8 protein-coding genes are annotated in these 12,244 nt (G+C 55.0%); 1 reads left to right on the plus strand and 7 read right to left on the minus strand.

What is annotated here, in order from left to right:
* Positions 1 to 147 precede the first annotated feature (147 nt).
* Complete coding sequence (gene gcvP, locus ABIE60_RS13635) at positions 148 to 3,051, plus strand: aminomethyl-transferring glycine dehydrogenase (protein ID WP_354470072.1); 2,904 nt, start codon at positions 148 to 150, stop codon at positions 3,049 to 3,051.
* A gap of 35 nt (positions 3,052 to 3,086) precedes the next feature.
* On the opposite strand, the gene ABIE60_RS13640 is transcribed toward gcvP, so the two are convergent.
* From ABIE60_RS13640 to ABIE60_RS13670, 7 genes are all read right to left on the minus strand, one after another.
* Positions 3,087 to 3,626 (minus strand): YaeQ family protein, encoded by a 540-nt coding sequence (locus ABIE60_RS13640; RefSeq protein WP_354470073.1) that lies wholly within the window; start codon positions 3,624 to 3,626, stop codon positions 3,087 to 3,089.
* 4 nt (positions 3,627 to 3,630) lie between these two features.
* Entirely contained in the window at positions 3,631 to 4,482 is an 852-nt protein-coding gene (locus tag ABIE60_RS13645; protein ID WP_354470074.1) for an alpha/beta hydrolase, read from the minus strand.
* 68 nt (positions 4,483 to 4,550) lie between these two features.
* A complete protein-coding gene (locus ABIE60_RS13650; RefSeq protein ID WP_354470075.1) occupies positions 4,551 to 6,530 on the minus strand; it encodes an autotransporter family protein in 1,980 nt (659 codons plus the stop codon).
* 145 nt (positions 6,531 to 6,675) lie between these two features.
* Entirely contained in the window at positions 6,676 to 7,383 is a 708-nt protein-coding gene (locus tag ABIE60_RS13655) for a response regulator transcription factor (protein WP_354470076.1), read from the minus strand.
* The gene (locus ABIE60_RS13660) at positions 7,380 to 9,281 is read right to left on the minus strand and encodes a sensor histidine kinase (protein ID WP_354470077.1); all 1,902 of its coding nucleotides are present in this window, start codon (positions 9,279 to 9,281) and stop codon (positions 7,380 to 7,382) included. Before ABIE60_RS13660 ends, ABIE60_RS13655 begins: the two co-directional genes overlap by 4 nt.
* A gap of 240 nt (positions 9,282 to 9,521) precedes the next feature.
* On the minus strand, positions 9,522 to 10,256 hold the full coding sequence (locus tag ABIE60_RS13665) for an efflux RND transporter periplasmic adaptor subunit (protein ID WP_354470078.1): 735 nt from the start codon (positions 10,254 to 10,256) through the stop codon (positions 9,522 to 9,524).
* Positions 10,257 to 10,264: 8 nt separating this feature from the next.
* Positions 10,265 to 12,244 (minus strand): preprotein translocase subunit SecA, encoded by a 1,980-nt coding sequence (locus ABIE60_RS13670; RefSeq protein WP_354470079.1) that lies wholly within the window; start codon positions 12,242 to 12,244, stop codon positions 10,265 to 10,267.

Raw genomic sequence — 12,244 nt, forward strand, 5'->3', positions numbered from 1 at the left:
GAGAAAGTTCCGAGGGGATAATGTGACACGTTGTCGCATCCCGATTCCCTGCCACCCTATCCTCTACTACGAGAGTTCTGCTGCGCGAGGTACGTCATCCCTGCTAGAATTGCGCCCAATTAATGAACAATTCGGGATCGATCTGCCATGAGAGAACTGTCTTTGCGCCCGCTGCATGCCCTTGAACAGCAGGATGCCTTTATCGGCCGCCACATCGGCCCTTCCGCTGATGAAGCCGCCGCCATGCTGACCGAACTGGGCGTTGACAGCCTTGCGGCGCTGATCGATGAGACCGTGCCCGGCAGCATTCGTGTCAAACAGCCTATTGCACTGGAAGCGCCCAAGACCGAGGCTCAGGTATTGGCCGAACTGAAAGCGATTGCCGGCCAGAACCGGATCAAGCGCTCACTGATCGGCATGGGCTACCACGACACGCTGACGCCCAATGTCATTCTGCGCAACGTGCTGGAAAATCCGGGCTGGTATACCGCCTACACCCCCTATCAGCCGGAAGTGTCGCAGGGCCGCCTGGAAGCGATTCTGAACTATCAGCAGATGGTGCTGGACCTGACCGGGCTGGATCTGGCCAACGCCTCTCTGCTGGATGAAGCGACTGCGGCAGCCGAGGCGATGACGCTGTGCAAGCGCATGAGCAAGGCCAAGCGCGCCAATGTATTTCTGGTCGATGAAGAGCTGCACCCCCAGACCATCAGCGTGATTCAGACCCGAGCCGAGCCGCTGGGCTATGAGGTGATCGTCGGTGATGTGAAGGCCCTGCTGGATCAGCATGAAGCCTTCGGTGTAGTAGTACAGTACCCCGGCACCAGCGGTGTGGTGCGTGACTTCTCGGCGCTGATCGAAAAGGCCCACGCGCAGAAGGCGCTGGTCTGTGCGGCGGCGGACCTGCTCAGTCTGGTGCTGCTGAAGTCGCCGGGCGAGATGGGTGCCGATGTGGTGTTTGGTTCTGCACAGCGCTTTGGCGTCCCCATGGGTTACGGTGGCCCGCACGCAGCCTTCTTCGCCACCCGCGACGAGTACAAGCGCTCGGTGCCGGGCCGCATCATCGGCGTGTCGGTGGACACCCGCGGCAAGCCGGCACTGCGCATGGCGATGCAGACCCGCGAGCAGCACATCCGCCGTGAAAAGGCGACCTCCAACATCTGTACCGCTCAGGTACTGCTGGCAAACATGGCCGCCTTTTACGCCATCTATCACGGCCCTGAAGGCCTGAAAACCATTGCCGGTCGCATCCACCGTCTGACCGACCTGCTCGCGGCAGGCCTGCAGCAGAAAGGACTGAAGCTGGTGCACGACAGCTGGTTCGACACCCTGTGCATTGATGCCGGCGGCCAGCGCGATACCTTGTATGATGCGGCTCAAACGGCAGGGTTCAACCTGCGCAAGCTGGGTGATGATCGCCTGTGCATCAGCCTGGATGAACGCACGGACCGCAACGAAATTGAGGCCCTGTGGACCGCTCTGCTGGGCGCTGACCATGGCCTTGATCTCGACACACTGGATTCGGAACTGGTGAGCAACGGCTCCGACAGCATTCCTGACGGGCTTGAACGCACCTCTGCCTTCCTGACCCATCCGGTATTCAACGAATACCACAGCGAAACCGAAATGCTGCGCTACCTCAAGCGGCTGGAAAACAAGGATCTGTCGCTGGCCCACAGCATGATCGCGTTGGGTTCCTGCACCATGAAACTCAATGCCACCGCCGAGATGATCCCGGTCACCTGGCCCGAGTTCGGCGCCCTGCACCCCTTCGTGCCGGTCGAGCAGGCGCAAGGGTACAAAACGCTGATCGACTCGCTGGAGACCATGCTCAAGGCCGTCACCGGCTTCGATGCGATCTGCATGCAGCCCAACTCCGGCGCTCAGGGTGAGTATGCGGGCCTGATGGCGATTCGCAACTACCACCAGTCACAGGGCCAGGGTCATCGCAACATCTGCCTGATCCCGACCTCCGCCCACGGCACCAACCCGGCCTCGGCCGCGCTGGCGGACATGAAGGTGGTACTGGTCAACTGTGACGATCAGGGCAACGTGGATATCAACGACCTGCGCAACAAGGCCGAAACCCACGCCGAAGACCTGTCCTGCCTGATGATCACCTACCCCTCCACCCATGGCGTATACGAGGAAGGTGTCCGCGACATCTGCGACATCATTCACACCAATGGTGGTCAGGTCTACATGGATGGCGCCAACCTCAACGCGCAGGTGGCGATTACCCGCCCGGCCGATATCGGCGCCGACGTGTCGCACATGAACCTGCACAAAACCTTCTGCATCCCGCACGGCGGCGGCGGCCCCGGCATGGGCCCCATCGGCGTCAAGGCACACCTGGCACCTTTTGTTGCCAACCACCCGGTGGTCGGCATTGACGGCCCCAATCCGGAAAACGGCGCCGTCTCCGCCGCTCCCTGGGGCAGCGCCAGCATCCTGCCGATCAGCTGGGTGTATATTGCCCTGATGGGCGGCGAAGGTCTGCGTCAGGCGACCGAGTACGCCATTCTCAACGCCAACTACCTGGCGAAGAAGCTGGGCGCACATTATCCGGTACTGTATTCGGGCCGAAACGGTCGCGTGGCACACGAGTGCATTATCGACCTGCGCCCGCTGAAGGAACGCTCCGGCATCAGCGAAGAAGACGTAGCCAAGCGCCTGATGGATTTCGGCTTCCACGCCCCGACCATGTCCTTCCCGGTACCCGGTACGCTAATGATCGAACCGACCGAGTCCGAATCCAAGGCTGAACTGGACCGTTTCATTGAAGCGATGGTGAAGATTCGTGAGGAGATCGCACTGGTTGAAACGGGCGAGCTGGACGCGGACAACAACCCGCTGAAGAACGCGCCTCACACCCAAGCTGATCTGATCGACCCGGACTGGAACCGCCCCTACAGTCGCGAGCAAGCTGCCTTCCCGGCCAGCTGGTTGAAGGAATCCAAGCTGTGGCCAACGGTCAACCGGATCGACAACGTCTACGGCGACCGTAATCTGTTCTGCAGTTGCATCCCGGTCGAGGCTTACGCGGAGTAAGCCTGTCCTGACGAGCCGGCAGAAGTGGTATCAGATCAAAGCCACTTCTGCGGCTCGATGGTCACATCTCCGTGATCGCCACTGATCCAGACCTGCCCATCCTGAATGGTGCAGTTCAGGTGCATGCCACGCTCAGCCAATGCCGCCAGAGCATCGCTCTGCTCGGATGGAATGCGCAGCACCTCAAGATTATCAAACCGGCCAATCTGCCCCTGCAGCCCTGACCACCAGGGATTGACCGCCTGATCCGTTCCATACACCAGCAACAGCACATGCTGTGAGCGGTTACACGCCTTGCGGATCCGCTTCTCGCTGGGCAAACCGGTATCGATCCAGAGTTCGATCTCGTCGGAATAGCTTTTAAGCCACAGATCAGGCTCATCATCCACGCAAAGACCGCGGGTAAACTCCAGCCGCTCTTCGGCACGCAGGATAAACGCCAGCAGACGTACCATCATGCGCAGGTCGGTTTCGGACGGGTGTTGTGCCAGTGTATGGCTGTAATCGGCATAGTGGTGCCGGTCCATATCCGCGATCTGCAGGTGTGCCTTGAATACGGTTGCGTTTTGAGCCATGCGCCTAATAATCTTCCAACAATTGGGTTAAGCCGGTCATGGATAACAACTGCGGCCACTGATCAGCCCAACAGCAGTAATGGTCATACGCTTGCAGTGTGAGGATATGGAGTGGAGCCTGCTCTGCAAAGCGTTTGGCAAATGCACCGACGATCAAAGGGGGGATGATAGCATCCTTTCCTCCCGTGAAGTGCCACTGTGGAGTAGTGTGCAGCAGCCGTGCATAATCCGCCGGATTCAAAGAGCCGGTCAAGGGTGTGACACTATGATGCTGTGTCCACAACTGGGTATCCAGATTGCCTGCTACCGTAATCAGTGCGCTTACGTCCGAGCGATGCGCAGCTACCAGCGCCGCAACCGCCGCACCGCCTGAATATCCCACCAATATCACTGATTGAGCATGATATCGCTGTTTGAGCCGATCTATCGCCTGCCCCGTCGCCGCAATTACCTCGGGCGAGAATCGACGTGCCAGCCAATACTCGGGAGCGCACGCCAAGCCATATCGGTACTGACAGGGACGCGCAAGATAGACAACTTGACCTGTCGGGTCAGCGAGCGCCAACTGAAGCCCTATAGGTGTAATCGGTGTTGGATTACTTGAAGGGCGTGAGCGGCTGATCCAGGCTAAACCGTCACCTTCGATATACACCCTTAAATGGCGAACCGGGTCACGGGTTGCGGGGCCATAGGCCTGAAGCTGAAATAGGCCGCCATCCACCGCGTATCCTTTCCAACCATGCCCCCCCACCAACCTGTCAGCCGTGTCTGCCCGGCTTTGAGGCGTTGGCACCTGGGAACAGCCCTGAAGCAGCAATACTGCGGACCACAGTACTATCAGAATAATGCGATTCATGTGATTTCAGACCCTGAAACAAAAAAGCCACGGGCATGACCCCATGGCTTTCTGCATGACAGACCTAATCAGAATGCCCAGCGCAGCTTAAACGATGCCGAGTGGCTCAAATAATCAGAGCGGTATTCCGCATCATAATTAACACTGACGTCAACGCCACTTTCAGTAGTGTGGACAACCCCGACACCGGCGTTGGCGATCCAGGGGCTTGGGTCGATTCCATAAGTCGTGAATTGGGCTGCAGGAGCTCCCGCATAGGCCGAGGTGATGCTGGCCTGGTCATTGATCAGGTCGTAGCCCACACCAAGCTTGGCGGTCAGGTCAGTAGTCGGGTTCAGGGCCTGGATCAATTGACCTTCAATACCCGCAACCAGTGCTTCGGTGGTGTTGCTGTCTACGTCCAAGTTCAGCAGGCCTGCACCAGTTTCGGTGTAAGACTCATCCTTGATCCTGGTATAGTCAGCCTTAAGGGTTGCCGTTGCACGGCTGGTGTCATTGATGGCGTAGCCACGGACAACCCCCATGCCCAGATGGGCCGAGTAACTCTTATAGTCGGAGTCTGCAACGCTGCTGGTGAAGGCGATCTGACGCTTGCCCTCGTTCTGGTTCTGGCCGAAGTCGACCTGGAAGGTCAGGTCTGTGTTTTCGTCGAGCGAGCGAGAGCCGTAGCCGATCAACTGATAGCTGTTGATATCCAAGTTATGCGGAGCAATTGCCGAACTGCCATCCACGTTGGTGGTGGCATAGGCGAAGGCCACACCCAGACGAGTCGTATTGCTGATCGAGCTATCCAGACCGATAACCAGACCACCGGTGTTGGCGTCATAGCCGGACACGCCCTTGCGATCATCCTGCTCGGTCCAGGTGCCGAACGGTTTGATCCAGAAATGCTTGTCGCTCAACATCAGATCGCCGGAAGAGAGGCCCAGGTTTGCTTTCTGACGGGCAATCACCGCACCGTTTATACCGTAAAGCGCGGTACGGGCCGCGAAGAACCCACCACCGGTCAAAAGCGGGAGGGTTTGAGTTGCCGCATCTGAAATTTCCTTATCGCTTGACAGCCCTGCGTCACTGAACAGGGTCAGCAACTCAGGCGTTCCATCAATGATGTAAGCGCCCGGGAATACCGGCGAATTGCCTACGTTGGTTGAGGAGGTCAACACACTCAAGCCGCCGATATTATCCTGTACGGCTGCGGCAATATCGGTACCGAAGATGTAGTAATAGGTGAAGGTAATTGAGCCATCCGCATTCAGAGTAGGAGCGTAATAGCCTAGGCCAATCGTATAGTCACCGTTACCATCGTTGGTGCCGGCATAAAAAAACTCTGGTGCTTCAGTCCAGCTAGATGATATGCCGGTGTTGACGTTTGCTCCCGCCGAGTACAACCCGATCACATACTTACTTGCCAATGCTTCAGCATAAACAAGGTTTGTCGTAGGTACACCTTCAGTGCCCTGGAAGTTGTTGGTCGATGAACTATCCCCAGGAGCCGCCTGGGCATCGGGGTCAATATAACGCGCAAAATACAGATCAGTGAGGTCTTCTCTGGCGGTTATAGTAGTCGTCAGTGTAATCTTTGTATCCGAGATGTTGAACCCTACCTCGTTGACGATATCGAATAGCGTCGTGCTCCCATCGACAAAGGATCCGCTCCAGGAGACTCCGCGATAATCACCACTGGAGATATCAGTCAACGTCCCTGATATCGCACTCCAATCTCCAGTTTCATTATTGTTAATCGCAGTATAAGTAGTGCCTCCGGTTGTCGCCTTGACCGTAAAACCCTCCCATGGCGACCCGGGAGTCAGGTAATCATAGGCGGTATTGAAGGTACCTGTACCGGTTGAGTCGTAGAGCACCCCAGGAGAAGTGTTACCACCTGAGCCCAATGTTCCGTAGTCGTTGGTACCGATACGGATATAATCACCTTCGAGTGTAATGGGTGCCGCAAATGCAGGCCCTACACAACAAAGAGCCACAGCGGCCGCTAACTCTTTCATTTTAAAAGAAGGTGAATTGTAAGTCCCTTTGCGTGGAATTTTCATTGTAATCTTCCTGGCTAGATGTAGTTTTGAACGACCGAATCATACGACCGTATGTTTTTCGTTAATACAACGCAATTTACTTAATAATTGCACCATATAGCAAGTCCAAAACTGTCCGTGGAAACGGGGTAGAACCCTTGAGGCATCAAGTCCCGTTTGAAATAACGCGTATAGGCGCCTCAAACACATATCCTTTGTTTCGAACAGCCTTAATTGGCGCCATACCCCAGTATTCGCTCAAGCGCTTGCGGAGACGGCTTATGTTTTTTTCCAACCTCCGTTCGTCGTACACCCGATAGTCCTCACCCAGAGCCTCTACCATTTCAATACGCAACACAGACTCTGGATAATGCATGGCTAGGACTTTCAATATACTCAGTTCCTGAGCACTGAGGCTCAACGGCTCAACCGTATTTTCAGAAAAGCTCAACAGCTGCGCGTGAACATTGAGAACCCATTCACCCGATGGCGATGCATACAGACTTTTACGCCTAATCAGAGCATTCACATGGGCTGTCAGCTCCTCAAACTCAAAGGGCTTTACAAGATAGGCATCGGCTCCAACCAACAGACCCTTAACGCGGTCATGCACACTGTCACGCGCACTCAGCATGATAATGCCGATATCATCACGCTTCCGACTCAACTCATCCGCGACAGTGATGCCATCCCTGTCAGGCAGCCCCAAGTCCAGCAGCACTACCGTAAATGGCTGGCTGCGATGGGATTCAATAAATGCCCCTGCGTGACTGAAGCCAGCAGTTTGATACCCTTCCTCTTCCAGCAGCAACAACAACTCTTCACATAACGCTCGGTTATCTTCCAATACAGCTATCCGATAAGCCTTGCTCACGTTTTAACCCCTGAATGGCCTGAAGGCAAACTGCAGGCAAACGATGTTCCATTACAGCCGCTGGTAAAAAGCAGCTCAATTCCAAATCGATCGGCCAGCTCCTTTACGATATAGAGTCCCAACCCCAGCCCGGGGGTATCGGATTCTTCATTGCCCCGGAAATAGCGTTCAAACATATGTTCACGGACGTACTCCGTCAAGCCCGGACCATGATCTCGAATGGTAATGCAGGTTACATACTGACCTCGCTCAACATAAACATCGACTGGCGCGCTTGCAGGGCTGTACTTCAGTGCATTGTCGATCAGGTTTCGGATAATCACACGCAGTGCCTGTTGTGGCACACCTTCTGTCACCCGAAGTTCATCTTTTGAGCTAAAAAAATGAACACGATGGGTGTATCTGCCTGTAAACTCGGCCGTGACCTCATGGATCAATGCAATTAGATCATAGTCCCACACCAGGCTTGGGTCGTCCCTGGGGGTCGCCTGGCCAAATACATTGCTCAGTTGCAGCAGCTCTGATATTCGCCTTACCGACTGACGGATTCGGTGGTAGCGTTTGTTGCGATGCTCACCTTCCTGGCCAAGCGCCTTGCGATCCATTCGCTGCATCGCCTGTGCCGAGGCATCAATCACGGTCAGAGGGGTACGAACCTCATGCGAAAACATCGCCATAAACATTTCGTTGGACTGGCGCAGGCGTCGCTCGAATTCAGCTTCCTGGCTTGCAAGTTGAGTTTTTTGTGCCGCTTCGCTCAAAAATCGCTCCGATTTACGGATGGAAGCCACCAGGATGAAGTGCAGACATAGCTGGAACGAAAGAATCATGATGGGTGCCACAAGCACGGTATGACGGGTTACACCGATTTTACCGCTGACAAACAGGGCATTGGCAACGACAAAGAACCCAAACAGTAAAAACCCACCGATACGTATTTTCTGTTCAGCGTTTACATCTCTCCATTGCAGCGCCAGCACGGGAACCATCAGTACCATGTACACAACCAGGAACCAGTTCATGTAAGTCATGACTTGGGTAAACTGGTCCAGCATGGTCATATAGAGTGCCCACAGACAATGGGCAATGCCGGTGATGAACATCAGATCAACCAGCCAGCGCAGCCGAGAGGGAAAGCTGAGCAATCCATAGAAAAAAATGAATGCCAAAAAGCCCGATGAAACCACAGCATACTGCATCAACTCGTTTAGCTCAGTGGCACTGAAGTGGGGAAAAAACATGCCGAACAGGCCTGTGGCCAACAGCAGTGTAATAATCAGGCAGGCCTCATAGGTTACAAAATGCAAGAAAAGCATGTTACGCAGCCATACGCTGTTCAACATGTTGATGACCAGAATCGCCAGTAGAATGCCGATCAGCAGCCCTTCCTGATAAATGGTAATGTCGATGTAGTGATCGATGAGGAATTCGGGAATCAGCTGCATCAGCATCAGGGATGTACTGGATGTCTGCAATCTTATGAACAGATCAGTCTGGCCCAGCGGCAGGTCAATGCCGGCCAGATGCAGGCGGTGATGCAGGTCGTGCTTCAGGTCGACGCGCTGATCACCCATTGCGAGCCTGTCAATCAAGCGCCCCTGATGGATGAGATATATCTCAACACTGTCAGTATAGGCAGGGCCTACGGAAATGGCCCAGCGAGTAAGCGCCTCATCGGGTCGATTCAGTCGGACCATTGCCCAAAATGAAGATGAGCTGTAGCCCTCGGCGATTCCACCCGTAATCGGTCGAAATTCACCCTCTGAATGAAGCCGACGGACGTCACTCAGGGAGAGAAGACCGTCTTTATCTTCCAGCAGTGATAGCTGGCCCTGATCGAGTACGACTTTTTTATCGGTCAATACCACTTCAAACGCCATAGCGAGCTGAAATGGCATCGTGCAAAAGAGCGTTATGGTGACTAGCCGGAGGAAAAAAACTCTCATTCACTACACTCCAAGCGGCTGTGCGGAGTTTGCCTGAACATACTCTTGCGGCTTTAACCCGATGATTGTCAGGCAAAAAACATGTTTCAAACAGAATATCAGCTAATCCCGTGCCTAAGCTGACCAAAGCTGACCGTCCAGAAAGGCGGGGGAAGTTTGAAGCCGCTCCCTTGAAGAAAACGAGAGTTGATCCTATTCCGCCTGATCAGCAGACAGCAGCAGGCATTTGAGACCAGAAGGAATGCGATACTCCGGATTGTCCAGCTTCAGGCGCACTCGAAAGGTACTGCTGGCGGCATCGACAATGGAATCCACATTGATCACGATTACATCATGTACGCTCTCAAGGTGCTGCAGTCTCACCTGATACCGATCACCTTTGGCAAGGGTACCAAACAGCTCAAGCGGCATGACGGTTTCAACGTAAAGGGGATCGAGACTGACAATCCGTGCGACCTCCCCCCCCTTGACCAGATCGCCTTCGCTCACCATACGCTCAACAATTACCCCATCAATCGGACTCGTAATCTTCTTGAGCTTCATCTGCTCTCTGCGTTCGCGCAGCTCCAGGTTGGCAATCGACTTTTCTGTACGAATATCATCCACTTCCTGCTCGGTTATCAGTTTAGCGGCTGACAGGTCCTTGATACGCTCCAAGCGGCGGTTGGCATATGCGGCCTGCGCGGATTTTGTATTGATGGCCGCCGTTTCCAGTCCAGATTCCAGTTCAGCCAGCAATTGGCCTTTCTCGACATGGTCCGTCCGATCCACCAGCATGCGAGTCACACGTCCTTCAGCGGTGGTTCCCACCGTGACATCTGCCGAAGGTTCGAGATAACAGCTCAGGGCCTGAATGGGCTCGGCTTGAAGCCCGGCAGAGAAACAGGCCAACAATACGCTGGCCAGTCGAGAACACAGTTTCAACATCTGTATGACTACTCCGATTTTCCGGTAAATGACAGGGAACGGCGGGTATGGAATTCAGCTTTTAACAGGCTGCGCCTGATCCTTTTGTGGTAACGTTCGACTTTCTTCTGCGCCATTTGGTAGGCCTTGCGTGCGACCCATTGCGCCATACGGCTGGCGGGGGCATGGTGCAGTGACCGCTTCAGGCCATGCATGATCCCCGCTGGCAGCACCTGGAGAAGCTCGTCCTCCAGTGACAGGATCTCCTCCCAGCTTCCGGGCTGACCCTGACGCGCACAACGCCCCACAAGCTGTCTGTCTACGCGGGCGCTGTCATGCAATTCAGTCAAAATCACATGCAACCCTCCAATGCCAGCGACATCGGGGCTCAGCTTGATATCCGTGCCTCTGCCCGCCATGTTGGTTGCGATGGTAACACGGCCCTGCCGGCCAGCATCCGCGACAACCAGCGCTTCTTCAACATCCTGATTTGCATGCAGCAGCTGATGTTCAATCCCCTGCTGAGAGAGCCGGCCGGCCAGCTCATCGGCCGCACTGATGGTGCGCGTCCCCACCAGTACGGGTTGCCCGTTGGCCCTCTTTTCCACAATGGTCTCAACCAGTGCCTGCCACTTGAGTTCAGCAGAAGGGAACACCCTGCTGCCAAGATTCACACGCTGACTCTCACGGTGCGGTGGAATCCTGACCGACAGCAAGTTATACACATGCCCCATTTCAGAAGCCACTTCACGACCGGTCCCGGTCATGCCTGCCAGCCCCATATAACGGCGAAAGAACAGCTGGAAGCTGATTTTTGCCAATGTAATGCGTGGCGGCGTAACCGGGACGCCTTCCTTGAGTTCAATAAGCTGGTGCAGACCCTTTTCCCAGGAGCGGTCAGGCATGACCCGCCCCGTGTGCTCATCAACGATCATGACCTTGTCGTCACGTACGATGTAGTGCTCATCACGGACAAAGTTATGCAGTGCGGTCAATGCCTGGATTACCGATTCTTCACGCCTGAATTGATTGTGCCAGAGGGGGCTGAACTCCTGTGTCAGCTCTGCCAGGCGCTCTCTCCCCTTACGCGTCAATTCAATCAGCTTACGACCATCGATCATGAAGTCCTTTTCATGTTCCAGTGCTTCTGCCAGCTCCAGCGCGTGCCCGTAATATTCTTCGTGACGCGCACTTGTGTCACTGGCAGAAATAATCAGAGGTGTGCGTGCTTCATCAATCAGCACACTGTCAATTTCATCGACAATGGCGAATTGTAAGCCGGGCAACAATAACTCGCCGCCGGGGCGATTACGGATGAAATCCTTCAGCCTGATACCCATCTGAGACAGTTGCTGCCCCAGTACCAGTCGGTCCTTCAGGTAATCAAACACCAACGTCTTACCGGTACAGTATACAACCGGATGGCGATAGGCTCGCTCGCGCACCTCTCGCGGGGCATCTTCTGCCACTGTTTCAACCGTTAGCCCAAACCACTCGTACAGGGGGCTCATCTCATCGGCATCACGCCCGGCAAGGTAATCATTCACTGTCACAACCTGCACCTGCCGCCCCGCCAATGCCATGACAATGGCCGCCAGTGTTGCGGTCAGAGTCTTGCCTTCTCCGGTATCCATCTCGGTAATACAGCCGTGTACCAGTACATAGCCGCCCCGGATCTGCACATCATGATGTCTCATTCCCGACAGGCGTGACGATATTACCCGGATCAGGGCAAACGCCGGCGCCAGCTGTTCATCCTTTATACCCTCGCAACGCAGCCCCAGACGGATCACCTGCAGGTGCTCCTTGAGTTGGGCATCCTCCAACTGTCTGAACCGCTCCTCAATATGTTCCACCTGTTTGGCAAAACGAAGCTGACGTCGCCTCGACAGACGAATGTAACGCGTCCAGTGCAGCTCCAGCCAGTTCCATGTACGTTCCAGAAGCGGTAATTCACTCCAGTCAAGCTTCTGAGGATAGCGTTCAGCTGAAGTTAACAGCGAAAACAT

This window comes from Marinobacterium sp. MBR-109 (assembly GCF_040547565.1).
In the GTDB taxonomy this organism is placed as follows: domain Bacteria; phylum Pseudomonadota; class Gammaproteobacteria; order Pseudomonadales; family Balneatricaceae; genus Marinobacterium.

Coding starts and splice junctions, on each gene's coding strand:
- ABIE60_RS13670 (WP_354470079.1), bottom strand. CDS start 12,244: ATGTTTTCGCTGTTAACTTCAGCTGAACGCTATCCTCAGAAGCTTGAC.
- ABIE60_RS13660 (WP_354470077.1), bottom strand. CDS start 9,281: ATGCCATTTCAGCTCGCTATGGCGTTTGAAGTGGTATTGACCGATAAA.
- ABIE60_RS13665 (WP_354470078.1), bottom strand. CDS start 10,256: ATGTTGAAACTGTGTTCTCGACTGGCCAGCGTATTGTTGGCCTGTTTC.
- ABIE60_RS13650 (WP_354470075.1), bottom strand. CDS start 6,530: ATGAAAATTCCACGCAAAGGGACTTACAATTCACCTTCTTTTAAAATG.
- ABIE60_RS13645 (WP_354470074.1), bottom strand. CDS start 4,482: ATGAATCGCATTATTCTGATAGTACTGTGGTCCGCAGTATTGCTGCTT.
- ABIE60_RS13640 (WP_354470073.1), bottom strand. CDS start 3,626: ATGGCTCAAAACGCAACCGTATTCAAGGCACACCTGCAGATCGCGGAT.
- gcvP (WP_354470072.1), top strand. CDS start 148: ATGAGAGAACTGTCTTTGCGCCCGCTGCATGCCCTTGAACAGCAGGAT.